The organism is Variovorax sp. ZS18.2.2 (genome assembly GCF_024701975.1).
In the GTDB taxonomy this organism is placed as follows: domain Bacteria; phylum Pseudomonadota; class Gammaproteobacteria; order Burkholderiales; family Burkholderiaceae_C; genus Variovorax.
The window spans coordinates 658,511-681,043 of record NZ_JANLNM010000002.1 but is presented as its reverse complement, the minus strand read 5'-3'; the positions used below and the strand labels follow the sequence as shown (position 1 = coordinate 681,043).

The 22,533-nt window shown below is 67.3% G+C and carries 20 protein-coding genes; 10 read left to right on the top strand and 10 right to left on the bottom strand.

Annotation, left to right across the window (positions count from 1 at the left end):
• The first annotated feature begins 35 nt into the window (after positions 1 to 35).
• Positions 36 to 992 carry a S1C family serine protease gene (locus NU688_RS13620; protein ID WP_257861167.1) on the top strand — a complete coding sequence of 319 codons (957 nt, stop codon included), beginning with the start codon at positions 36 to 38 and terminating at the stop codon, positions 990 to 992.
• A 9-nt stretch (positions 993 to 1,001) separates the two neighbouring features.
• On the opposite strand, the gene NU688_RS13615 is transcribed toward NU688_RS13620, so the two are convergent.
• The 5 genes from NU688_RS13615 to NU688_RS13595 all read right to left on the bottom strand — a co-directional run bounded on the left by NU688_RS13615 (position 1,002) and on the right by NU688_RS13595 (position 5,583).
• Positions 1,002 to 2,051 (bottom strand): alpha/beta fold hydrolase, encoded by a 1,050-nt coding sequence (locus tag NU688_RS13615; RefSeq protein ID WP_257861166.1) that lies wholly within the window; start codon positions 2,049 to 2,051, stop codon positions 1,002 to 1,004.
• Between the two features lie 163 nt (positions 2,052 to 2,214).
• Positions 2,215 to 2,445 (bottom strand): hypothetical protein, encoded by a 231-nt coding sequence (locus NU688_RS13610; RefSeq protein ID WP_257861165.1) that lies wholly within the window; start codon positions 2,443 to 2,445, stop codon positions 2,215 to 2,217.
• Between the two features lie 83 nt (positions 2,446 to 2,528).
• On the bottom strand, positions 2,529 to 3,500 hold the full coding sequence (locus tag NU688_RS13605; protein WP_257861164.1) for a tripartite tricarboxylate transporter substrate binding protein: 972 nt from the start codon (positions 3,498 to 3,500) through the stop codon (positions 2,529 to 2,531).
• A 32-nt stretch (positions 3,501 to 3,532) separates the two neighbouring features.
• The gene (locus NU688_RS13600; RefSeq protein ID WP_257861163.1) at positions 3,533 to 4,462 is read right to left on the bottom strand and encodes a dihydrodipicolinate synthase family protein; all 930 of its coding nucleotides are present in this window, start codon (positions 4,460 to 4,462) and stop codon (positions 3,533 to 3,535) included.
• On the bottom strand, positions 4,459 to 5,583 hold the full coding sequence (locus tag NU688_RS13595) for a mandelate racemase/muconate lactonizing enzyme family protein (protein WP_257861161.1): 1,125 nt from the start codon (positions 5,581 to 5,583) through the stop codon (positions 4,459 to 4,461). The genes NU688_RS13600 and NU688_RS13595 overlap by 4 nt, the downstream gene beginning before the upstream one ends.
• 141 nt (positions 5,584 to 5,724) lie before the next feature.
• On the opposite strand from NU688_RS13595, the gene NU688_RS13590 reads away from it, so the two are divergent.
• From NU688_RS13590 to NU688_RS13580, 3 genes are all read left to right on the top strand, one after another.
• Positions 5,725 to 6,600 (top strand): LysR family transcriptional regulator, encoded by an 876-nt coding sequence (locus NU688_RS13590; RefSeq protein ID WP_257861159.1) that lies wholly within the window; start codon positions 5,725 to 5,727, stop codon positions 6,598 to 6,600.
• A 95-nt stretch (positions 6,601 to 6,695) separates the two neighbouring features.
• Positions 6,696 to 8,387: an alpha/beta fold hydrolase gene (locus NU688_RS13585; protein WP_257861158.1), complete on the top strand. Its 1,692-nt coding sequence runs from the start codon at positions 6,696 to 6,698 to the stop codon at positions 8,385 to 8,387.
• Positions 8,384 to 8,626, top strand: a complete 243-nt coding sequence (locus NU688_RS13580) for a DUF333 domain-containing protein (protein WP_257861156.1) — start codon at positions 8,384 to 8,386, stop codon at positions 8,624 to 8,626. Before NU688_RS13585 ends, NU688_RS13580 begins: the two co-directional genes overlap by 4 nt.
• Positions 8,627 to 8,638: 12 nt before the next feature.
• On the opposite strand, the gene NU688_RS13575 is transcribed toward NU688_RS13580, so the two are convergent.
• On the bottom strand, positions 8,639 to 10,342 hold the full coding sequence (locus NU688_RS13575; protein WP_257861155.1) for a M14 family zinc carboxypeptidase: 1,704 nt from the start codon (positions 10,340 to 10,342) through the stop codon (positions 8,639 to 8,641).
• A gap of 67 nt (positions 10,343 to 10,409) precedes the next feature.
• Between NU688_RS13575 and NU688_RS13570 the strand changes: the two genes are divergently transcribed.
• Together NU688_RS13570 and NU688_RS13565 are read left to right on the top strand one after the other, a co-directional pair.
• A complete protein-coding gene (locus NU688_RS13570; protein WP_257861154.1) occupies positions 10,410 to 11,300 on the top strand; it encodes an amidohydrolase in 891 nt (296 codons plus the stop codon).
• Between the two features lie 132 nt (positions 11,301 to 11,432).
• Complete coding sequence (locus NU688_RS13565; protein WP_257861152.1) at positions 11,433 to 12,578, top strand: ABC transporter substrate-binding protein; 1,146 nt, start codon at positions 11,433 to 11,435, stop codon at positions 12,576 to 12,578.
• A gap of 16 nt (positions 12,579 to 12,594) precedes the next feature.
• Here NU688_RS13565 and NU688_RS13560 read toward each other — a convergent pair whose 3' ends face one another.
• Positions 12,595 to 13,365 (bottom strand): IclR family transcriptional regulator, encoded by a 771-nt coding sequence (locus NU688_RS13560; protein WP_257861151.1) that lies wholly within the window; start codon positions 13,363 to 13,365, stop codon positions 12,595 to 12,597.
• 132 nt (positions 13,366 to 13,497) lie between these two features.
• On the opposite strand from NU688_RS13560, the gene NU688_RS13555 reads away from it, so the two are divergent.
• Genes NU688_RS13555 through NU688_RS13545 form a run of 3 tightly spaced genes read left to right on the top strand, consistent with a single transcriptional unit; the run spans position 13,498 to position 17,399 of the window.
• A complete protein-coding gene (locus NU688_RS13555; RefSeq protein ID WP_257861150.1) occupies positions 13,498 to 14,466 on the top strand; it encodes a tripartite tricarboxylate transporter substrate binding protein in 969 nt (322 codons plus the stop codon).
• Positions 14,467 to 14,478: 12 nt separating this feature from the next.
• Complete coding sequence (locus NU688_RS13550) at positions 14,479 to 15,291, top strand: enoyl-CoA hydratase/isomerase family protein (protein ID WP_257861149.1); 813 nt, start codon at positions 14,479 to 14,481, stop codon at positions 15,289 to 15,291.
• The gene (locus tag NU688_RS13545) at positions 15,288 to 17,399 is read left to right on the top strand and encodes an acetate--CoA ligase family protein (RefSeq protein WP_257861148.1); all 2,112 of its coding nucleotides are present in this window, start codon (positions 15,288 to 15,290) and stop codon (positions 17,397 to 17,399) included. The genes NU688_RS13550 and NU688_RS13545 overlap by 4 nt, the downstream gene beginning before the upstream one ends.
• Before the next feature lie 18 nt (positions 17,400 to 17,417).
• On the opposite strand, the gene NU688_RS13540 is transcribed toward NU688_RS13545, so the two are convergent.
• From NU688_RS13540 to NU688_RS13530, 3 genes are all read right to left on the bottom strand, one after another.
• On the bottom strand, positions 17,418 to 18,401 hold the full coding sequence (locus tag NU688_RS13540) for a D-2-hydroxyacid dehydrogenase family protein (RefSeq protein ID WP_257861147.1): 984 nt from the start codon (positions 18,399 to 18,401) through the stop codon (positions 17,418 to 17,420).
• 20 nt (positions 18,402 to 18,421) lie between these two features.
• On the bottom strand, positions 18,422 to 19,414 hold the full coding sequence (locus tag NU688_RS13535; protein ID WP_257861146.1) for a tripartite tricarboxylate transporter substrate binding protein: 993 nt from the start codon (positions 19,412 to 19,414) through the stop codon (positions 18,422 to 18,424).
• A 660-nt stretch (positions 19,415 to 20,074) separates the two neighbouring features.
• A complete protein-coding gene (locus NU688_RS13530; RefSeq protein WP_257861145.1) occupies positions 20,075 to 20,986 on the bottom strand; it encodes a LysR family transcriptional regulator in 912 nt (303 codons plus the stop codon).
• A 112-nt stretch (positions 20,987 to 21,098) separates the two neighbouring features.
• Between NU688_RS13530 and NU688_RS13525 the strand changes: the two genes are divergently transcribed.
• The gene (locus NU688_RS13525; protein ID WP_257861143.1) at positions 21,099 to 22,532 is read left to right on the top strand and encodes an aldehyde dehydrogenase family protein; all 1,434 of its coding nucleotides are present in this window, start codon (positions 21,099 to 21,101) and stop codon (positions 22,530 to 22,532) included.
• Position 22,533: the final 1 nt, after the last annotated feature.

The following is a 22,533-nucleotide window of genomic DNA, read 5'->3' as shown; positions in this document are numbered from 1 at the left end:
TTCATTCGGACCTGCCGGACTGAAAGAGGCGCCTCATGGGCTCACGCGACGAATTCCTTCTCGACTCCTACTCGGCCACCGTCACCCAGGTGGCCCACACCGCCAGCGCGGCCGTCGCGCACATCAAGGTCCGAAAACCGCCGCAGCGCGGCAATGCCGGCGGCCAGGGCAGCGGCTCCGGCTTTCTCTTCACGCCCGATGGTTTCGCGATCACGAATGCGCATGTGGTCGAGGGCGCGAGCGAATTACGCGCGGCCTTCGTCGACGGCACCGAGAGCGCCGCCCGGCTCGTCGGCATGGACGCATCGACCGACATCGCGGTGCTGCGCTTCGAGTCGCACCCGAGCGCCTTCCTGCCGCTCGGGAGTTCGGCGGGCCTGCAGCCCGGCCAGCTGGCGGTGGCGGTCGGCAACCCGCTGGGCTTCGACTTCACCGTGACCGCCGGCATCGTGAGCGCGCTGGGCCGCAGCCTCCCCTCGCGCGGCGGCCGGATGATCGAGGACGTGATCCAGACCGACGTGGCGCTGAACCCCGGCAACTCGGGCGGCCCGCTGCTGGACAGCAGCTCGCAGGTCATCGGCGTGAACACGGCGGTCATTCCGTCGGCGCAGGGCCTGAGCTTCGCGGTGGCGATCGACACGGCGCGCTGGGTGGCCGGCGAACTGATGCGACACGGCGCGGTGCGGCGCGGCAAGCTGGGCGTGCAGTGCGCGGCTGTCGCGCTGCCGCGGCGCTGGGTGCGCGAGAACGAGTGGCCGGTCGCGACCGGCGTGCGGGTCGTCGAGGTGGTCGCTGGATCGGCCGCGGCGCGCGACGGCCTGCGTAGCGGCGACATCCTGGTCGGCTGCGACGGCACGCCGCTCGCACAGCTGTCAGACCTGCTCAAGCGGCTGGCGGGCGAAGGCTACGGGCGGCCGCTGCTGCTGAAGCTCTTGCGGCCGGTGGCGGGGACGCTCACGCCGCTCTACCTGACGGTGTCGCCTGGCGGCTGATACCGCCGCTCAGAACCGGTCCACGTCGATCACCGCCTGCGCGAAAGCTTCAGGCGCCTCCTGCGGCAGGTTGTGGCCGATGCCGCCCTGCAGCGTGCGGTGCGCGTACTTGCCGGTGAACTTGTTGCGGTACTTCGAGGGATCGAGAAACGGCGCGCCGTTGGCATCGCCTTCGAGCGTGATCGTGGGCACACCGATGGACGGAGCCGTTGCGAGCCGCTGCTCCAGTTCGTCGTATCGCGCCTCGCCTGGGGCAAGGCTCAGGCGCCAGCGGTAGTTGTGCATCACGATGGCGACGTGGTCGGGGTTGTCGAACGACGCGGCGCTGCGCTCGAAGGTGGCGGCATCGAACTTCCACTTCGGCGATGCCGTCTCCCAGATGAGCCTGGCGAACTCGCGCCGGTATTGGGCGTAGCCCGCCTGGCCGCGTTCGGTCGTGAAGTAGTACTGGTACCACCAGTCGAACTCGGCCTTCGGCGGCAGCGGCTTCTTGCCGGCCTCCAGGTTGGTCATGAGGTAGCCGCTCACCGAGACCAGCGACTTGCAGCGCTCCGGCCACAGCACCGCCAGGATGCAGGCGGTGCGCGCGCCCCAGTCGAAGCCGGCGATGCTGGCCTTCTGGATCTTGAGCGCGTCCATCAGGGCGATGATGTCGAGCGCCACGGCCGACTGCTGGGCATTGCGGACGGTGCCATCCGAGAGAAAGCGCGTGGAGCCATGACCGCGCAGGTGCGGAACGATCACGCGATACCCGGCCGCAGCCAGGATCGGTGCGACATCGACGAAGCTGTGGATGTCATAGGGCCAGCCGTGCAGAAGAATGGCGACCGGGCCATCGGCGGGGCCGGCTTCGGCATAGCCGATGTTCAGGAGCCCCGCATCGATCTGCTTGATGGCGGCGAACGAGGTGTTGCCTCCGGTCCTGCCCAGCAGCGGCGCCGGCTTCGAGGCGACGGTTTGCGCGCTGGCGCTTCCCACGACACCAAACTGCGCGGCGGTGATCGTTGCGGCCGCCGCGCCGAAAAAGATGCGGCGGTGGCGGTTGATTTCTTCGGACATCGGTTTCTCCATTGCGTTTGCGATGGAGTCAGTGGACCCGCGCGGTGTATCCGCGATGTGTCCTTGAACCGGGGGATTTGAATGCCCGTGTACGGCGCGGGCGGGTAGATACAGTGGGCTACAAAACTTCCGGGCCGCGTTGCACAGTCCCGGGGATTCGGCGTCAGGCGCTGGGCCTCAACTCCTGCTCGCGGACGAAGTGGCCGATCCGGAGCCTGACGCGCTCCATGGCGGCGTCCAGGGTGAGTTGCGGTGTGATCACCAGCGCCCACCGGGGAATGCCACCGAGGCTCAGGCTGGCCATGCCGACATAGCTGCCGGAGGATGTCTGTGCGAGCCTGAGGGAGCCGGTCCAGTGCTCCGGCAGGTCGATGGCGAAGGGCGTTGAATCCATGAGGGGGTCGAGCGTAGTGGCTCGCCCCTTGCAGCCCCAAGGAACTATTACCAGAGCGGCAATAAATTCCGTCTGGCCTGTTCTTATTTATCCACGGTGATGTTCGCGGTCTTGATGATGCGGGCCCACTTCTCGCGCTCGGCATGCATGAAGTCGCCGAAGCGCTGCGGGCTGCCGCCACCGTCTTCCGCGCCGAACTGGTCGAGCCGTGCGATCACGTCCGGCATCGCGAGCACGGTGTTCACGTCCTGGTTCATGCGTGCGACAAGTGCCGGGTTCATCCGCGCCGGCCCGACCAGCCCGAACCAGATGCTCGCCTCGTAGCCCTCGAAGCCCGACTCGGCGAGCGTGGGCACGGCGGGAAAGCTCTTCGACCGCTTGGTGCGCGTCTGTGCAATGGCCGTCATCTTTCCGCCGGCCAGGTACTGCGTGGCCGTGGTCATGCCCTCGAAGCTGTATTGCACGTGGCCGCCCAGCATGTCGGTGACCAGCGGCGCGGAGCCCTTGTACGGCACGTGCAGCACGTCGATGTTGGCGCGCGCCTTGAAGAGCTCCAGCGCCAGGTGCTGCGCCGATCCGTTGCCCGCCGAGCCGAAGATGATTTCTCCCGGCCGGCTGCGGCACAGCTCGACCAGTCCCTGGAGCGTTTTCACTGGCTGGTTGCTCGCGCAGATCAGCATCTGCGGCGTGGCACCGACCAGTGCGATCGGAGTGAAATCGCGTTCCACTGAATAGCTCAAACCCGGCTGCAGCCCGGGCGCGATGCCGTGGCTGTTGATGTGCGCCATCAGCAAGGTGCTGCCATCGGGCTGCGACTTGGCCACATCGCCGGCCGCGATGATCCCGGCCGCGCCCGCCTTGTTCTCGACGACCACGGGTATGCCCCACATCACGCCGAGCTTTTGCGCGAGCAGTCTCGCGAGCACATCGGTGCCGCCACCGGGCGGGAAGCCGACGACGATGCGCGTCACGCCCTTGGGCAGGGTCTGGGCGAACGCGCCGGTGGCGCTCAGCGCGGCTGCAACGACACCGCCGGTGAAGAGTCTTCGTTTCATTTGTCTTGTCTCCTGTTTTCTTTTTCTCGATGTCAGGCGGCGAGCGCCGACGCATCCGGCATGCGGAAGCCGCAGGCATCCAGATCGGCCGCAAGCATCGTGCGTTGCGCGGCCTCGATCTCCACCAGCGGCGGGCGCACCGTCGCCCAGCCGGCGTCGCCGGTCTGCCGCGCGATGGTCGCTTTCATCGCAGCGATCATCGGCAGCTTCTGGAAGGCGGCGCGCGTTGCGTTGAGGGCTTGCTGCTTGTCGTCCGCGTCGGCTTCGGTCCAGTGCGCGTACAAGTCGACGATGGCCGCGGGGTTCACATTGCCCGTCGCCGTGATACAGCCCGCGCCGCCGCCGCGCAGCGTGGGCAACAGCACCGTCTCGGTGCCGGCGAACACATCGAAGCCCTGCGGCTGGAACTCGCGCAACAAGGCCGCGGTGTTGTTCCAGTCGCCCGAACTGTCCTTGATGCCGGCCACGACGCGGGGATACGCCTTCAACAATCGTTCGATCAACGCAAGGCTGATGCCGACCTGCGACACCGGCGGGATGTGATACAGGTAGATGCGCAGCCGCTCGTCGGCCACCGCATCGATCACACGGGCGAAGCTGCGAAAGAGGCCTTCGTCGGACACGCCCTTGTAGAAGAACGGCGGCAGCATGAGCACTCCCGCGCAACCGGCCGCCACGGCGTGCCGCGTGAGCTCGATGGTGTCGCCCGGCGCACAGGTGCCGGTGCCGGGCATCAGGCGATCGGGCGAGACGCCGTCGTCCAGCAACGCATCGAGCAGGCCGCGCTTCTCCTGAACCGTCAGCGAGTTGGCCTCGGAGTTCGTGCCGAACACCGAGAGGCCCACGCCCTGGTCGAGCAGCCAGCGGCAGTGCCTGACGAAGCGCGGCACCGATGGCGAGAGGTCCGCGTCGAACGGTGTGAGCACCGGCGACAGCACGCCGCGCAGTCGGGGGGCACTCATTGCACCGAGCCCCACTTGCCGTATTTCTGCACCGCCTTCTCGTCGAAGCCGAAGCCCAGCCCCGGCGTCTGATGCAGCACGACACGGCCGTTCTTGTGGTCGAGCTGGCGGTCGATGAGGCGCCGGAAGTTCAGCACCTGGTCGTCCCAGAAGAACTCCACGTAGCGCGCGTTGGGTGTGGCCGCGACGAGCGGCGCGTGCACGTCGTGGAACCAGTGCGGGCACATCACTACGCCGTGGCTCGATGCCGTTGCGGCAATGCGCCGCCACTCGGTGATGCCGCCGCACACGAGCGCATCGGTCTGCAGGATCGAGGCGGCGCCCTTGTCCAGCAGCTCCTTGTGATACCAGCGGCCATAGCCGATTTCGGCGGTCGCCACCGGAATGCGGGTGAGCCGTGCGAGCCTGGCGTGGCTGTCGATGTCGTCGGGGCCGAAGGGCTCCTCGATGAAGTACGGATCGTAGGCCTCGAAGCGGCGGATGTACTGCATCGCTTGCGTGGTGTCGACCCAGCCGTTGTTGCAGTCCATCATCAATTCGACGTCGGGGCCGACGGCATCGCGCGCGGCTTTCAGGCGTTCTTCTTCCTCCTTGGGCGAGAGGCGACCTGTCTTCATCTTCACGGCCTTGAAGCCCTTGTCAACGTAGCTCGCCATCTCCTGGCCCAGCATCGCGGGCGTCTTGCCTTCGAGGTAGTAGCCGCCGCTCGCATAGGCCGGCACCGAGTCGAGTTCGACCGCGCCCAGGTACTTGTGCAGCGGCAGGCCATGCGTTCTCGCGTTGAGGTCCCACAGCGCCGTGTCGAGCGCGCTGAGGGCGCGCATCACCGTGCCCGAACGGCCTTGCAGCAACGACTCCTGGTACATGGCGGACCACAGGCCTTCGACGGCATACGAATCCTTGCCGATCAGCACCGGCGCGAGCAGCTCTTCGACCGCGGCGGCAAAGAGCGCGCCGCCCGCGCTGCCCACATAGCAGAAGCCGATGCCTTCCACGCCTTCGTCGGAGCGGACCTTGACGAGCCCGTAGTGGCGAACGCTCACGGTGCGGTTGGAGAACGACGTCACGCGGTCGAGCGGAACGGCGGCGGCGCAGAAGTGGATCGATTGAATCTTTGGCAAGGAGGTCTCCAGGATGGTTGTGCGATCGGGCCTCGGGGCACGAATCGGAGCGAATTCTGGAATTCTTCAAAGCAAAGAAAAATGGTTGTTCCATATCTTCTGAAGAAGTAAATTATTTCTTCCACTCCGCGCCGCCGCACCATGGATTCACGTTTTCTGCAGAGCTTTGTCTCGGTCGTCGAACTCGGCTCGATCGCCGAGGCCGCGCGCCATCTCGACATGACGCCCGCCACGATCGCGCAGCGCGTGCGCGCGCTGGAGGCGGACATCGGCAGCCAGCTCATCGTGCGCTCGGGGCGCACCGTGCGGCCGACGGTCTCCGGCGCACGCATCCTGGCGCGGGCGCGCAATGTGCTGCGGGAGCTGCGCGACCTGCAGTCCGAAGCCTCGGACACCGAGCTTCCCGCCGGGCCGCTGCGGCTCGGCGCGATTCCCACGGGGCTCATGGGCATCGTGCCGCTGCTGCTGAAAGACTGGGTGCGGCGGCATCCGCACATCCGCATCTACATCGAGCTCGGCACGACCACGGCGCTGTACAGCCGCGTGATGGCGGGCGAGCTCGATGCGGCCATCCTCGTGCACCCCGTGTTCGAGCTGCCCAAGACGAACAACTGGCACACCCTGCGCGAGGAGCCGCTGGTGCTGCTGACGCCGGCACGCATGAAGGTCGTGGATACGCTGGCCACCATCGCCAGGGAGCCGTTCATCCGCTACGACCGCCAGGTGGTCGGCGGCAAGATGGCCGACGACTACCTGCGCCAGCGCGGCATTCGCCCCAACGTGCGCGTCGAGCTCGATGGCATCGAGTACATCGCGAAGCTGGTCGCCGAAGGGCTGGGCGTTTCGGTGCTGCCCGACTGGGCCGTGGTCGGCGCGCTCAACCGGGAGGTGAAGAAATGGCCACTTCCATCGCCCTGCCCCACCCGGACCGTGGGCGTGCTCTGGCAACGCTCGACCGTGCGAGCACCGCTGGTCGATGCGCTGCTGGACATCGCGCGCGCACACTACCCGCGGTAGGAGCCCTCCCGCATGACAAAGCGCCATTGGCCCCGCCGCGTTCGTCACGGACGGCCCACACAATGGCACGCCTCACTGCACGAGCCCTCGCCCGCATGACCCCCAACGACCTGTCGCCTCGCCTCGAACGAAGTTTCTGCACGCTGGGCATCGTCGGCGCACTGCTCACGCTCTCGGCCTGCACGGGCACCACCGAGGCCAAGCGCCAGGCGGACAACAGCACGCCCCCGCCCACCGACTGCACCGCCTGGGTCGGCACCGACCGCAACGCGATGCTGCCCGGCTACCTGCTGCACCAGGGCCCCAAGGGCACGGGCAACACGGTGTGCGTGCCGCTGCTGCTCACGGCCAACCCCACGCCGGCCAGCTACGCGGGCGGCGACTATCACATCAGCGAATTCACCGACGACAAGCTCAAGGCCCGCTGGCGCGCCTGCAAGGAAGATGCGGCCTGCTTCAAACGCATCGACGCGCAAATGCAGCGCTGGCTGCCGCCGAACAAAGAGCGCGCCACGCGTTCCACGGGCGTGGTCGATCCGTCCGGAAAGATCGATCCCGAGGGGCAGGTCGACCTGAAGCAGATCCGCCGGCCCGCCTTCTTCGCGAAGGCGCCCTATCGCGAGGGCATCGCCGAAGCAGAGGGCCGCACGTACACAGTCGAATTCACCGTGCCGCCCGATGCCTTCGAACGCATCGACCTGAAGAAGACTGCCGACATCAAGCTGCGCGGCTGGTACATCGAAGGCGCCGGCGTGGACGACGGCAAGGGCAACAAGGTGCGCGCGCTCGCGATCATGGCGCCGGGCGGCGGCGGGCAGCTCACGGCGATCCAGCATCCGGATGAAGTGTCTTACCGCACCGACGAGAAGACGGGCAAGACCACGCCGGTGCAGTTCCCCAACGCCACCACCGAGACCATGGGCCAACGCTGGTGGCGCGAGAACCTGCATGCGCTGAACCAGGCCGGTTTCGACGTGCTGGCCTACGACCGGCGCGGCGAAGGGCTCTCGGGCGGCTTCAGCGACACCAACACGCTGGAGCAAGGCGAAGACGTGTTCCGCACGCTCGGCCAGCTGGAAGACGGCCGGGGCTTGCGCATGCTCACGCCTTCTGGCGAAGGGCTCGAAGGCACCGCCGCGCGCGGCCGGCTGCTGGCAGGCATGAAGGCCAACGAGATTCCGCTGGTGCTGGGCGGCTACTCGCGCGGCTCGATGTCGACCGCCTGGGCCATGACCACCAACTACGTCGCCTCCTGCAGTTTCGACCTGCCGGAGGTGACCTGCGCCAAGCCCCGGGGGCTGAAGAACATCCGCGGCGCGATCTTGCTGTCGTCGTTCGCGAGCGGCGCGGGCTATGTGGGCGATGCGCCCGATCTCGCGGACCGCAACCTGTTTCTGGGCGGCATGGCGGCGGACCACCACATCAGCTTCTATCCGAACTCGGCCCCGCTCGCGGGCATGGACCGCTGGCCCGCGGCCTTCTTCGGCAAGGGGCTGTGGGACCGCGCGGAAACGCTGGAGGGCACCGTCGCGGCCTACAACCGCATCCGCGGCGTGAAGGAGATCGTGCTGGCGCGTGGGCCGCATTCGATCGAGACCTGGCCTGAGTCCGATCGGCGCTACCTGCGCGAGCGCATGGTGGCGTATGCAAAGGTGGTGGTGATCGGCGGGCGCACCGTGCCGGGTGCGCGGTCGTGGAAGGACTTCAAGGGGCTGGTCGCGACCACGCCCGATTCGTGGGAGCCGTCGTCGAGGCCGAAGACGGCGACACCTACACTGGGCCGATGACCAAGTACCTGCTGCCCCCCTTCTGCGCACTCGTTCTCACGGCCTGCGCGCAATCCCAACCCCAGCCTGAGCCACCCCGGGTCGGCATGGCGAACCCGGCGTCGGTCTACTGCCAGAAGCTCGGCGGCAAGACGCTCATGAAGTCGAACGACAAGGGTCAGTACGGCATCTGCCAGTTGCCCGATGGCAAAGAGATCGAGGAGTGGGAGCTGTACCGGCGGGATCACCCCGCGAAGTAAAACGGCGCCTCTTTAGTTCAACCCCACCACCGGGTAGCGCCGCCACCCGGACTCCGCGTGGCGCTGGCCGTGCGCAAAGATGAAGCCGAGGACTTCCCGCGGATCGGAGAGCTTGTCGGGGTTGTTCTTCTTCCATGCCTCGAAGCCGGCCTTCAGCGCCGGCTCTTCTTCCAGCATCCGGTGCGCCGTGTCTTCGAACACGTAGGCCGAGAAGGCTTCCTTCTTTTCGAGCACGCTGTTGAAGAAACCCCAGCGGAAGAAACTGTCGTGGGCCTCGGGTTCGAGCGTCTCGACGATGTAGCGGGCCTTCGGCTGGTCGAGCGAAATCCACACGTCGCCAGCGCGTGCATGCACGGGCTCGACGTGCGGAACGAGCTGCACCTCGTCGTGGAACATGTGCCCTTCGTAGGGCCCGGGGCGCGAGGCCACGTGCTGGACGCGGTACACGCGGGCACTCTCGAAGACCTGGTCTTCCTCCAGCCGTCGCATCGCCACGCCGTTCCATTCCAGCCGCTCGATCACTTCACGCCAGGCCTGCGGGACGAGATAAGCCTTGGGCGCAGCGACGGCCACCTCTTCCACGAAGCGGTCGAAGTATGGAATGTCTTTTTCCCAAGGCTGGCTGCGGTCATAAGCAAGCCGCTGGTAGTTGCCCAGGCTGCTCGGCGAGTAGACCGCCTCGTACCCCTTGAAGCGAAAGCTGTTCGGCCGGCTCTGGTCCGAACGCCACGAGAGCGGCCAACTCTGCTGCTGCGCGGCGCCGGCTTTGGCCTCGCGACGCAGCGCCTGGATCTCCGCTGCATGCGCGATGGTGAAATCCAGCACCACCTCGACCAGCGTCCGCATTGCCGCGACACGGTCGGCGTAGGGCTTGAGCATGTGCGTCTCGGGCATGAAGCCGATGGTGTGGTGCAGGGCCGCGTAGCCGGTCGAGAAGCGCGGCGAATCGAGGAAGTCGGCGATGCCGTCGTCGGGCGTCTCGGCCACGCAGTTCACGTAGGGGCAGGTGGGCCATCCGCGCGCGTCCATGTCGCCGTAGATCGCCGGCAGCATGCGGCTGCGCAGGAACTGGCCGAGGCCGCCGCCGAGCTTGTCGGGCTGGGTCGGGATCAGCGTCATCGTGTAGGCGTAGTCGGCGCCGTTGGAGGTGTGGGTGTCGACCATCACGTCCGGGTCCCACGCGGTGAAGAAGCGGTTGAACACCTGCGCGGCGAGGCTGTCGCACTTGATGAAGTCGCGGTTCAGGTCCAGGTGCCGCGCGTTGCCGCGGAAGCCGAATGACTCCGGGCCCAGCTGGTTCACGCGAGAGGTGCTTTGTCGGTTGAGGCAACCGTCGACGTTGTAGACCGGGATGAACAGAAAGACCGTGTCGCCCAGCGCAGCAAGCCGCGCGGGCTCGGTGCAGAAATCGCGCACCAGTGCCATGCAGACGTCGATGCCCTCGGGCTCGCCCGGGTGGATGCCGTTGTTGTTGAAGAAGACCGGGCGGCGTTGCCGCTGCAGGGTCTCGCGGTCGAACTGCGCATCGGCGGTGACGATGCCCGCGTGCATCGGAATGCCGTTGTCCGAGATGCCGATCTGCTGCCATCGCAGCACCGAGGGGAAATCTTTCGCCAGCCGTTCGTAGAAGGCGATGCATTCGAGCCAGGTGGTGGTCTGGTTGTGGTTGCCGGTTTCGTACGGCGTGCGGTACTGAGAGTTCTGTTCAGCAGGCATCGGGGAAGGCTCCGTTGATCGAAACCGATTCTGCATCGACGATCGGGCACTCTCGCAAGGAACACCTATGGCTACCTTCACCGTCTTGCGCGCTGCGCTCCTAGCCTGCAGCGCCGTCTTCGCCGCCGCCACGTACGCGGCCGACTACACCGGCCCGATCTTCGATGCCCACCTCCACTACAACGAGGAGGCATGGAACGGCAGCAGCGGTCCGTTTCCGCCGGCCGATGCGCTCGCGCGCATGCAGCGCAACGGCGTGCGCGCCATCGTCGGCAACTCACGGCCCAACGAAGGCACACGCACGCTCGCGGCCCTGCGCGAGACGCGCGAAGCCGGCGTCACGGTCGTGCCCTTCGTGCGCCTCTACCGCAACCGCGCCGACTACACCAACTGGTTCCGCGACGAGACCATCCACGAGATGGTGCAGGTCGAACTCGCGCGCGGCACCGCGAGCGGCCCCTATCGCGGCATCGGCGAATTCCACCTGTACGAGAGCGCCAACGCCAACGGCCCGGTCGCGAAGAAGCTGATGGTGCTGGCCGAAGAGCGCCAGCTCGCCGTGCTCGCGCACGTGGACGACGAGGCGGTCGACCTGCTGATGGCGCACTCGCCCACGCAGGGCCGCGAGCTGCGGCTGATCTGGGCGCACACCGGCATCGGCGGCGCGCCCGTCGCGCGGGTGCGGCAGATGCTGGAGCGCTATCCGCGGCTGATGGGCGAGCTGTCGTACCGCCCCGGGCTCACCTGCGAGGGCGGCAAGCTGTGCGCGCCGTGGCGCGAGCTGATCCTCGCGTTTCCCGACCGGTTCGTCGTCGGCTCGGACACCTGGATCAACCAGCGCTGGAGTTCCTACGACGAGATCATGCAGGGCTACCGCGGCTGGCTCGGCGACCTGCCACCGGCCGTGGCGCAGCGTGTGGCGTGGGGGAATGCGGCGGGGTTGTTCGGGGTGCGATAGCCCGTAGGGTGAATAGGCCCTACACCAAGGGTTTACCCGAACTCGCGGTTACACTGCGCGACACCTTCTTACATGAGCAGTGAGGGTCCTGTCAGGTTCTGCAGAGGCTTTCGAATGCTCGACACCTGTCCAATGCCCTCCCTGAAAACCTCCCTTCACCGCAGAGACGCGATCAAGTACGTTGCCGCCGCAGGCGCCGCGCTCGCGCTTCCCGCCCTCGCCCAACCCGCGCGCATCGTGCTCGGACAATCCGCCGCGTTCAGCGGCCCCGCAGAGCAGTTGGGCCTGCAGATGAACCAGGGCGCCCGCATCTACTTCGATGCGCTCAATGCCACGGGCGGCGTCAACGGCCGCACCATCGAGCTGCGCACGCTCGACGACGGCTACGAACCCGAACGCTGCAAGGCCAACACCGACAAGCTCATCAAGGACGACGTCTTCGCCCTCTTCGGCTACGTCGGCACGCCCACCTGCATGGCGGCGATGCCGCTGGTCGACGCCGCGAAGATTCCGTTCTTCGGCCCGTTCACCGGCGCGGAAGCCCTGCGCGATCCGTTCCGCAAGAACGTGTTCCATGTCCGCGCCTCGTACGACGACGAGACCGCGCTGATCGTCAAGCAGCTCACCTCGCTCGGCATCCAGAAGATCGCGGTGTTCCACCAGAACGACGCGTACGGACAGGCCGGACTCTCGGGCGTCCTCGGTGCGCTGAAGCCCATCGGCCTGGCGCCCGTCGCCATCGGCACCGTCGAGCGCAACTCGGTCAACGTGAGCAAGGCGGTGAAGGACATCATGGCCGCCCAGCCCGCCGCCGTGATCCAGGTCGGCGCCTACAAGGCGTGCGCCGCGTTCATCCGCGAAGCGCGCAAGGCCGGCTACGGCGGCACCTTCTTCAACGTGTCGTTCGTCGGCACGCAGGCACTGGCCGACGAGCTCGGCAAGGAAGCCCGCGGCGTCGTGATCAGCCAGGTCATGCCCTCCCCGTTCTCGACCAGCACGGCGATCTCACGCGAGTACGTCGAGGCCGTGCGCAAGGCCGGCGGCGACGCCAAGCCGAACTACTCGAGCATGGAAGGCTACGTGGCGGCCAAGGTGTTCACCGAAGGCCTGAAGCGCGCCGGCAAGCCGGCCACGCGCGACTCGCTCATCACCGGGCTCGAGTCGATGCAGAACACCGACTTCGGCGGCTTCCATGTCGACTTCAGCGCGCGCGACCACAAGGCGTCGAACTACGTCGAGCTGTCGATGCTCACGGAAGACGGCAAGGTCCGCCGCTGACATCGACGAAGGCCCGCTAGCGCATCGCGCCGGCGGGCTCCCGCGTGTCCACCGCGCGGGTGATTTTCTGGCCCAGGGCCAGCAGCGGCGCGCTCAGTTCCGCGGCCACGTCGCTTGAAGACTCCGTGGAGGAGACGCTCACGTTCAGCACGTAGCCCCACGCAGATTCCAGCTTCAGCGGCGCGGCCAGCGCCACCACTTCCGGCTGCCACGACGCGACGCACCAACCCCGCTGCTCGACGCTCTCGATGGACTTGCCAATGTCCTTGCGCAGCCGGGGCCAGTCGGTTCTTCGCACGGCGAAATCCGCGAACAGCGCCTCGCGCACATCGGCCGGCGCAACGGCCAGCCAGGCGCGTCCCAGCGATGTCAGCTCGATCGGCACACGCTGCCCGCTCACCACATTACGCAGCGACGCCCGGCGGTTGTAGCGGATCGATTCCAGATAGACCATCTCCGACCGGTCGGCCACCGCCAGTCCGACGTTGATGCGCAGCTTTTCGGCCAACGTCCGCATCAGCGGCGCGGCGACCTGCAGCACGACCGAGCCGGTGCGCATGGCATGCGCCAGGCTCAGCACCGGTGCGGCCAATCGGTACGCGCGCGCGCTCCGGTCGTGCGCCAGCATGCCGGCCACTACCAGCGTCTGCGTGAGGCGGCTCACGGTCGCGGGCGAAAGACCGGTGCGCTCGGCGATCTCGCTGTTGCCCAGCAAAGCGGGGCCGGGCCGGAAGGCGCGAAGGATTTCCATGCCCCGTTCGAGCGAACGATTGAGCGTGCTTGCCATGGTGTCTCCTTGAATTCTCATTGGCGCTGACCTTCTTCGATTTCCACTGCGTGGAATTGAGCCGGTGCGCGGCGGGAGTATGCGACCTAAGCTGAAGGCTCGCTTCAAACCCCTACAAAGAGAGACACAGGCATGCCGACATTCACACCGTTTCGTGCGCTCGCGTTATCGCTGATTGCATTTGCGCCACTCGCCACCTGGGCCGCCTTTCCCGACAAGCCGCTGCGCATCGTGGTGCCCTTCGCACCCGGCGGCGGCACCGACGCGATCACGCGCATGCTCGGCATCGGCATGTCGGAGGCGCTGGGCCAGCCCGTCATCGTCGACAACAAACCGGGCGCCGGCACGATCATCGGCAGCGAGTTCGTCGCCAAGAGCGCGCCCGACGGCTACACGCTCGTGATGGCGACGTTCGCCCATGCGGTGAATCCGGGGCTGCAGCCCAAGCTGCCCTACGACACCGACAAGGCCTTCGCGCCTGTGGCGCTGATCGGCGTCTCGCCCAACGTGCTGGTGGTGCGCGCCGACAGCCCGTACAAGACGGTCGCGGACCTCATCGCCGCGGCCAAGGCGAAGCCGGGCAAACTGACCTTCGCGTCGCAGGGCAACGGCACCTCGGCGCACTTGGCGGGCGAACTCTTCAAGAACCTCGCCAAGGTCGAATTAACCCACATTCCCTACCGCGGCGCAGGCCCCGCCATGACCGATCTCCTGGGCGGCCAGGTCGACATGATGTTCGCCACCGCGTCGGCGGTGCGCCCCTTCGTCGACAGCGGCAAGATGCGCGCGCTCGGCGTGACCACCGCGCGCCGCTCTCCCGCCTACGCCAGCGTGCCGACGCTCGCGGAAGCCGGCGTGCCCGGCTATGCGGCCGAGAGCTGGTACGGCCTCTACGTGGCGGCAAAGACGCCCAAGGACGTGATCGACCAACTCAACGCCGCAGTCAAGAAGGCCGTCAAGACGCCCGCCTTCATCAAGCAGACCGAGTCGGAAGGCCTCGCCGTCGACGTCGGCACGCCCGGGCAACTCGACACCTACGTGCGCGCCGAGGAAGTGCGCTGGCGCAAGGTCGTCAAGGACAACCACATCACCACAGACTGAGGAACATTCCCCATGAGCACCACACCAGATACGGCATCGTCGCTGATCGAACTGAAGATCCGCGCCGGCATCGCGACCCTGACGCTGAACCGCCCCGAAAAGCGCAACGCCATCACCGACGGCATGCGCAGCGACTTCATCACCGCGCTCGAAAAGATCGGCGCCGACAACGCCGTGCGCGCGCTGGTGCTGACCGGCGCCGGCAAGGGCTTCTGCGCCGGCGGCGACGTGGCCGGCATGCAGCGGCGCATGGACGCGCCCGCGGGCGAGGTCGGCTTCAACGGCTGGAGCCGGCAGCAGCGCGTGCACCACTCGGTGTCGCTGCTGCACACGATGCCCAAGCCGGTCGTCGCGGCCGTCAACGGCGGCGCCAACGGGCTGGGCGCCGACATGGCGATGGCCTGCGATTTCGTGCTGGCCTCCGACGCGGCCAGCTTCGCGTGGAGCTACATCAAGCGCGGGCTGATTCCGGACGGCGGCGGCATGTACTTCCTGCCGCGGCGCGTGGGCCTCTCGCGCGCCAAGGAACTGATCTTCACCGGCCGCAAGGTCGAGCCCGACGAAGCGTTGCGACTCGGCATCGCCGACCGCGTGACCAGCGCGCAGAACCTGCTCGCCGACGCGCATGCGTGGGCGACCGAGCTGTCGCAAGGCTCGGCGGCCGCGATCGCGCTGAGCAAGTCGATCCTCAACCAGAGCTTCGAATCGCCGGCCGAACAGGTGTTCGCCAAGGGCAGCCAGGCGCAGGGCATCTGCTACACGACGCAGCAGCATCGCGATGCGGTGCTGGCGTTCCTGAATGCGGGCAAGGAGAAGGCGGCATGAGCGCTCCCCTGCCCGACAACGCGATCGCACGGTTGATGAAGCCGCGCAGCGTGGCGGTGATCGGCGCCTCGGCCGACCCGACGAAGACCGCGGGCCGGCCGGTCGCCTACCTCACGAAACACGGCTTCGCCGGCGCGATCTATCCGGTGAACCCGCGCGCCGACGTGATCGGCGGACTCAAGAGCTACCCCGACGTGCAATCGCTGCCCGAGGCGCCCGATGTCGGCATCGTGCTGCTGGGCGCCGAGCGCGCGCACGAGGCGGTGCGCGATCTCGCCGCGCGCGGCACGGCGGCGGCCATCGTGCTGGCCAGCGGCTACACCGAGGTGGGCGCGGAAGGCGCGCGGCGCCAGCAGCAGTTGCTGGAAGCCGCGGGCAGCATGCGCATCCTGGGGCCCAACACCATCGGGCTGGTCAATCTCACGGACCGCATCACGCTGTCGGCCACGGGCGCGCTGGAGATGCAGGACTTCGAGGCCGGCAGCATCGGCGTCGTGTCGCAGAGCGGCGGCATCCTCGGCGCATTGCTGTCGCGCGCGGCGGCGCGCGGCATCGGGTTGTCGAAGCTGATCTCCACGAGCAACGAGGCCGACCTGGACATGGCCGACTTCATCGACCACCTGGCGGACGACGAGGCGACCTCGGTGATCGCGCTCTACATGGAAGGCGTGCGCAACCCGGCGAAGTTCAAGGCCGCGGCGCTCAAGGCCGCGCGCAAGGGCAAGCCGGTCGTGGTGTTCAAGGTCGGGCGCTCCGAATCGGGCGCGGCGGCCGCCGTGTCGCACACCGGCGCGCTCGCGGGTGCGGACCGCATGTACGACGCGCTGTTCCGCGAAGTCGGCGTCGTCCGCGCGCAGACGTTTTCCGACCTGCTCGACCTGCCCGCCGCGCTGGTCACCGGCCGGCGTCTTGCGGGCCGCCGGGTCGCGGTGCTCACATCGACCGGCGGCGCAGGCACGCTGGTGGCCGACAGCCTCGGCACCGCGGGCTTCGAGACACCTGCGCCCGACGAAGCAACGGCCGCTGCGCTGCGGGCGCTGCAGTCCGGCGACCACGCGGTGCTGGACCGCAACCCCATCGACGTCACGCTGGCGGGCCTGCAGCCTGCCCTGCTGCGGGGTGCGATCACCTCGCTGCTGGCGAGCCCCAGTTACGACGCAGTGGTGGTGATCGTCGGCTCCTCAGGATTGGCCATGCCCGACCTGATGGCCAGCGCCATCCACGACAGCCTGCCGGGCAGCGACAAGCCGCTGGTCGTTTTCGTGAGCCCGCATGCGCCCGGCATCGCGAGCCTGTTGAACCAACGCGGTGTGCCCGCCTTCATGGCGCCCGAAAGCTGCACGAGCGCGCTCGCGGCGATGCTGGAAACGGCGCAGTGGAAAGAGCCTGCGGCGCAAGGCGTCGATGCGACCGTCACCGCCCGCATCGACGACCTGCCCGATGGACCGTTGAACGAATCAGAAGCGAAGAACCTGTTCGCGCGCTTCGGCGTGCCTTGCGTGCGTGAGCGCATCGTCGGCAACGCCGAAGAGGCGACAGCAGCGGCTCGCGAACTGGGCGCAGGCAAGGTCGTGCTCAAGATCCTGTCGTCCGAGATCACGCACAAGAGCGACGTCGGCGGCGTGGCGGTCGGCATCGCCGCGGACCGCGTCGGCGAACGGCTCGAGCGCATGGCCACCGAGGTGAGCGAACGCGCCGGCGTGCGGCCTCGGCAGTTCCTGGTGCAGGAGATGGTCGAAGGCGGTGTGGAACTGATCCTCGGCTGCCATCGCGATCCGCTCGGCTCCGCGGTGCTGCTCGGCATGGGCGGCGTCACGGCCGAACTGCTCAAGGACACGGCGTTGCGCATGGTGCCGTCCGGTGGATTGAGCCGCGACGAGGCGCTGTCGCTGGTGCGCGAGCTGCGCACCTGGCCGCTGCTCGACGGCTTCCGGGGGTGCAAGCTGGCCGATGTCGATGCGCTGGTGTCGGCGATCGTCGCGTTCTCGCGAATGATCGACGCGCTCGGCGAGCGGCTCGTCGAGGCGGAGATCAATCCGGTGTTCGTGCTGCCGAAGGGAGAAGGCGTGCGGGCGGCGGATGGGGTGGCGGTGCTCGCACGCGGGTGACCTGAGCGCGCCGCCGGCTCAGGCCCTGCGGCGCGCGGCCTCCAGCGCCTCGGGGTTCACGACATCAGCAAGCCGCCCTTCGGCGAACGCGTTGATGTTGTCGAAGGCGATGCCGAAATAGCGTTCGTAGTTGTCCTTCTCGACATAGCCGATGTGCGGCGTGCACAGCACGTTGGGCAGCGCGAGCAGCGGATGGTCCTGCGCCATGACGGGCTCCTGCTCGTACACGTCGACCGCTGCGAACCCGGGACGGCCCGCACGCAGCGCCTGCTCGAGTGCGCCCTCGGCGACCAGCTCGGCGCGGCTGGTGTTGACCAGCAGTGCGGTGCGCTTCATGCGCGCGAGGTCGTCGGCCGTGACCAGCCCGTGCGTGTCCGCCGTGAGCCGCACATGAAGGCTGACCACATCGCTCTCGGCGAAGAAGGCTTCGCGCGACGGCGCCACCTCGAACCCGTCGGCACGCGCCGCGGCGGTCGATGCCTCGCGGCCCCAGACCCAGACCTTCATGCCGAAGATGCGGCCATAGGCGGCCACCTGCCGGCCGATGCGGCCGTAGCTCCAGACGCCGAGGCGCTGTCCGCCCAGTTGCTGGCCGAGGTGTCCTTGCCAGAGCCCCTGGCGCATGCGGTTGGCCTCGTCGACCAGGTGCCGGCGGCTCGCGAGCGCGAGCGCCCAGCTCAGCTCCGCGGTGGCGGACCCCGCCCCGCTGCCTTCGGCCACGAGCACGCCGCGCGCCGTGCAGGCCGCCAGGTCGACATGGCCCGCGAGCTTGCCTGTCTGGCTGATCAGCCGGAGCCTGGGCAGGCGGTCGAGCAGCGCCGCATCGATGCGCGTGCGCTCGCGCGTCAGCACGATGGCGTCGGCATCGGCGAAGCGCTCGGCCAGTGCGTCGGTGCCCTTGGCCGTGTCGTTGAAGATGCGCGTCTCGTGGGCATCGAGCTTCGAGAAGCAGTCGAGGCCGCGAACGCAGTCCTGGTAGTCGTCGGGGATGGCGATGCGCATGCGCAGGGGCTCCTTTGCTTTCATTGCAGCGTGATGTGAAGTTCTTCGACCGTGCGCTTCCACATCGCCAGGTCGCTGCGCACGAGCGCCGTGAACTGCTCGGGCGGCATGTCGCCGGGGGCGATGCCCTGGGCCTTGAAAAGATCGCGCACTTCCTTCGTGTCGAGGGCGCGCTTGACTTCGGCGTAGAGGCGCTGCGTCACAGCCGCCGGCGTGCCGGCCTTGAGCAGCAAGCCGTACCAGCCATGCACCTCGAAGCCGGGGTAGCCCTGCTCGGCGACGGTACGCACGGCGGGCAGCCCCTCGAAGCGCGTGGCCGTTGCAACGGCCAGTGCGCGCAGCTTGCCGGCCTGGATGAACGGCAGGGCGCTGCTCATGTCGAGGAACATGAACTGGATCTGCCCGCCCAGCAGGTCCTGCACCGCGGGACCGGCACCCCGGTAAGGCACGTGCGTCGCGCGCATGCCGGCGCGCTGCGCGAACAGCGCCGCCCCCAGGTGCGCCGAGGTGCCGTTGCCGGACGATCCGTACGACAGGCCCTCCGGCCTGGCCTTCGCGCTCGCGACGAGCGCCTGCAGATCAGGCGCGGGGAAATCGGTGCGCACCACCACGGCATGGGGCACGAAACCCACCACGGTCAGCGGTGAAAAGTCGCGCAGGGTATCGAACGGATAACCGGGCATCAGCGCCGGATTGGTGACCGCCAGGATCGACGGGAAGACCAGCGTGTAGCCGTCGGCCGGCTGGTGCTTCACCTCGCTCATGCCGATGACGCCGCCACCGCCGGGCTTGTTGTCGATGATCACAGGCTGACCCAGGTGGGTCGACATGATCTTGCCGATCGCGCGCGCCATGAGGTCGGTGGGACCGCCGGGCGAGAACGGCACGACGATGCGGATCTGCTTCGACGGGAAGGTGGTGTCGGCCCAGGCGCGCGGGGCCAATGCCATGAGCGCGAGTGCGCCTCCCATGGCGTTGAAATGGCGCCGGGAAGGGGCGAAGGTTGGGGGCATGCGGGTCTCCTGGAGGATGTATCGCTGCGTGCGACCATCTTTTGGCTCAGTGCGCCAGCTTAGGCCGGAGGTGGTCCGGCCGCATCCCGCCTATTCCACTGCCTGGAATTGAAGGCCGCTTTTCAATCCCGCCCGAACACGGTGCACCACAGTTTTAATTAGTACGTTAGACTTCACTTCGGTAGCCCTCGTCTTCTCCCTCTTCCCCTTCTCGGGGCTACCCTTGCCCGCCTCGTGCGGGCTTTTTCTTGCCCGATCGGTGCTGTCTCTCGCGCGGCGACTGGCCTGTCCTACAGTTCGTAACACCAAGGCCTTACAGAAAAATTCGCGGGTCACCCCGACCATGGCGCTTCCATTTCCACGGGCCAGGTATGAGCTTCAAAGACATCAGGGATCGGTTCGGCGCCTCGTTCCAACGAGGCGACCGCGTCATTTGCGAAGGTCGGTTCGGCACCGTTGCCAGCGCAAACTACTCGCACATACGGGTGAGGTTCGACGGCAGGTCGATCTCCGCGCCCTGCGACCCGCGGGATCTGCATCTTGTGGGCTCCAGCAGTCCGCCCCAATCGCCCGTGCCCCAGTTTTCTTCGGCGCAAGAGACCGTGCCACTTCAGCTTCAGTAGGCCGGGGGCATGCCTGAGCCTGGACAACGGCGGGAAGCTACCCCGCCATGGTCCGCGCTTCATTCACCTCGTGGATGAGATCGATGAAGGCGCGCAATCCGGCAGGGATGTGGCGGCGCCCGGAATAGTAGAGAGACAGCCCGGCAAAGGGCGCCATCCAGTCGTCGAGAACACGCACCAGATGCCCGCTCGCGACATCCTCCCGGAGGTACCACTCGGCAATCTGTGCCAGGCCCAGCCCTTGCCGCGCCGCGTCCAGCATCAGGATCGGCGCATCGAGGATCAAATTGCCCGGCACCTCGACGGCCTGGACCTGGCCTTCTGCCAGGAACTCCCACGGCGAGGGCGCGCCGCTGGGCAGGCGGGCGCGAACGCATTGGTGCGCGGCCAGATCGCCGAGTGAGCGCGGTGGCGGGCGCTTGGCGAAGTAGTCGGGCGATCCGACCACTGCCATGCGCAGATGCGAGCCGATCGGCACACGGACCATGTCGCGCGGCACGAGTTCGCCGGGACGGATGCCCACGTCGAAACCCTCTCCGACGATATCGACCATGCGACCTTCGGTGACGATATCGACCGTCATCGTCGGATAGCGGCGGAGGAACTCAAGCACGATCGGCTGGAAGATCATGCGGGCCGCGCCCAGCGAGCTGTTGATCCGGATGGTGCCGCTGGGCGTGGCGCGGTGATCGGTGATGGCGCTCATCGCGCCCTGAATCCGCGCAATCGCCGGTTCGACCTGGGCCAGGAACTCGTGCCCGGCCTCGGTCAGCGACACGCTGCGGGTCGTCCGGTGGAACAGGCGAACACCCAGCCGCGCTTCCAGTCCGGCCACCGCGCTGCTGAGCGCGGAGGTGGACATGCCCAGCTCCACGGCCGCGGCCCGGAAGCTATGGCGCCGCGCGACGGCCAGCACCGACTCGAATTCGATCAGTCCGGTTTTGTACATTGTCCTGAATTTCGGGATGACTCATTCTTGATTTTCCACCTTATCAAGATGATCGAGCGGCCATAGATTGCTCATGACCCGGGAATTTCCGGGTGAAAACGGAGCAGTCTCCATGCGCCACCTCTCTCAGGCCTACATCGACGGCGCCTTCGTGCCCGTGCAGGGCAGCGAAGTCGTCGACATCATCAATCCGGCCACCGAAGGCCTCATCGGCACCGTCACGCTGGGCAACCGCGACGACGTGCGGCGGGCCATCGATGCGGCCGAGCGCGCCCAACCCGCCTTTGCGCGCACCACGAAGCAGGAGCGCATCGACATGCTCCGGCATCTGCAGGCGGCCGTCCTGGCACGCACGGACGAGATCCGCGAAGCGACCATCGAGGAGTACGGCGGACCGTTGTCGCGCTCCCAATGGGTCAGCGAGTACGCCTCGCAGTGTTTTGCCAATGCGGTGAAGACGCTCGAAGCCTACGACTTCACCCGCCAGGTGGGCGAAGCCACCGTGGTCATGGAACCGGTGGGTGTTGCCGCGCTGATGACGCCCTGGAACAGCACGGCAGGTTCGATCTGCAGCAAGCTCGCGAGCGCCATCGCCGCCGGCTGCGCCTGCGTGGTCAAGCCCAGCGAGCTGAGTCCGATCCAGACGCAGGTGATCGCGCAAGCCATCCATGACGCCGGCTTGCCGCCGGGTGTGGTCAACATCGTCATCGGCCGTGGTGCCGATGTCGGCAACGAGATCAGCATCCATCCCGCGATCGCCAAGATCTCCTTCACCGGTTCCACGCCCACAGGCAAGGCAATCCTGCGTGCGGGTGCCGAAACGATGAAGCGCGTGAGCCTGGCGCTCACGGGGAAGTCCGCCACGATCGTTCTGGAAGATGCGGACCTTGCCAAAGCCATACCGCTCGCGTTGAGCGCGGGCTTTCTCAACAACGGCCAGGCCTGCATCGCCGGCACGCGCATTCTTGTGCCGCGCGCGCGGCTCGCCGAGGTCGTCGAACTCGTCAAGACCACGGTGGGGGGCCTGAAGGTGGGAGACCCTCGCGATCCGGCGACGGTCATCGGGCCCCTGGTCAACCAGGCCCAGTACGACCGCATCCAGCATTTCATCCGCGCCGGTCTGAAAGAAGGCGCCACCCTCGTCGTCGGCAGCGAGGGGCGACCGGAGAAATTGGTGCGGGGATATTTCGTCAAGCCGACCGTCTTCATCAACGTGCGGAATGACATGCAGATCGCCCGCGAAGAAATCTTCGGGCCGGTGCTGTGCCTGATGGCCTACGAGGACGAAGAAGAGGCGGTGCGTATCGCCAACGACTCGGCCTACGGATTGCAGGCCTATGTTTTTTCTTCCGACCTGAAACGAGCGCAGCGCGTGGCGGCAAGGCTGGAAGCGGGCGGCGTCCTGATCAACGCGATCAGGCCCGCACTCACGGCACCGTTCGGCGGATTCAAGCAGTCCGGCCTGGGCCGGGAATACGGCGTCTTTGGCCTGGAAGCTTTTCTCGAAGCAAAAACCATCGTATCGGCGTCAGCTGTTGCCGCCTGAA

Bases quoted from the DNA above. Each gene is read 5' to 3' on its own strand.
- NU688_RS13620 (WP_257861167.1), top strand. From the start codon at position 36: ATGGGCTCACGCGACGAATTCCTTCTCGACTCCTACTCGGCCACCGTC.
- NU688_RS13615 (WP_257861166.1), bottom strand. From the start codon at position 2,051: ATGTCCGAAGAAATCAACCGCCACCGCCGCATCTTTTTCGGCGCGGCG.
- NU688_RS13610 (WP_257861165.1), bottom strand. From the start codon at position 2,445: ATGGATTCAACGCCCTTCGCCATCGACCTGCCGGAGCACTGGACCGGC.
- NU688_RS13605 (WP_257861164.1), bottom strand. From the start codon at position 3,500: ATGAAACGAAGACTCTTCACCGGCGGTGTCGTTGCAGCCGCGCTGAGC.
- NU688_RS13600 (WP_257861163.1), bottom strand. From the start codon at position 4,462: ATGAGTGCCCCCCGACTGCGCGGCGTGCTGTCGCCGGTGCTCACACCG.
- NU688_RS13590 (WP_257861159.1), top strand. From the start codon at position 5,725: ATGGATTCACGTTTTCTGCAGAGCTTTGTCTCGGTCGTCGAACTCGGC.
- NU688_RS13585 (WP_257861158.1), top strand. From the start codon at position 6,696: ATGACCCCCAACGACCTGTCGCCTCGCCTCGAACGAAGTTTCTGCACG.
- NU688_RS13580 (WP_257861156.1), top strand. From the start codon at position 8,384: ATGACCAAGTACCTGCTGCCCCCCTTCTGCGCACTCGTTCTCACGGCC.
- NU688_RS13575 (WP_257861155.1), bottom strand. From the start codon at position 10,342: ATGCCTGCTGAACAGAACTCTCAGTACCGCACGCCGTACGAAACCGGC.
- NU688_RS13570 (WP_257861154.1), top strand. From the start codon at position 10,410: ATGGCTACCTTCACCGTCTTGCGCGCTGCGCTCCTAGCCTGCAGCGCC.
- NU688_RS13565 (WP_257861152.1), top strand. From the start codon at position 11,433: ATGCCCTCCCTGAAAACCTCCCTTCACCGCAGAGACGCGATCAAGTAC.
- NU688_RS13560 (WP_257861151.1), bottom strand. From the start codon at position 13,365: ATGGCAAGCACGCTCAATCGTTCGCTCGAACGGGGCATGGAAATCCTT.
- NU688_RS13555 (WP_257861150.1), top strand. From the start codon at position 13,498: ATGCCGACATTCACACCGTTTCGTGCGCTCGCGTTATCGCTGATTGCA.
- NU688_RS13550 (WP_257861149.1), top strand. From the start codon at position 14,479: ATGAGCACCACACCAGATACGGCATCGTCGCTGATCGAACTGAAGATC.
- NU688_RS13545 (WP_257861148.1), top strand. From the start codon at position 15,288: ATGAGCGCTCCCCTGCCCGACAACGCGATCGCACGGTTGATGAAGCCG.
- NU688_RS13540 (WP_257861147.1), bottom strand. From the start codon at position 18,401: ATGCGCATCGCCATCCCCGACGACTACCAGGACTGCGTTCGCGGCCTC.
- NU688_RS13535 (WP_257861146.1), bottom strand. From the start codon at position 19,414: ATGCCCCCAACCTTCGCCCCTTCCCGGCGCCATTTCAACGCCATGGGA.
- NU688_RS13530 (WP_257861145.1), bottom strand. From the start codon at position 20,986: ATGTACAAAACCGGACTGATCGAATTCGAGTCGGTGCTGGCCGTCGCG.
- NU688_RS13525 (WP_257861143.1), top strand. From the start codon at position 21,099: ATGCGCCACCTCTCTCAGGCCTACATCGACGGCGCCTTCGTGCCCGTG.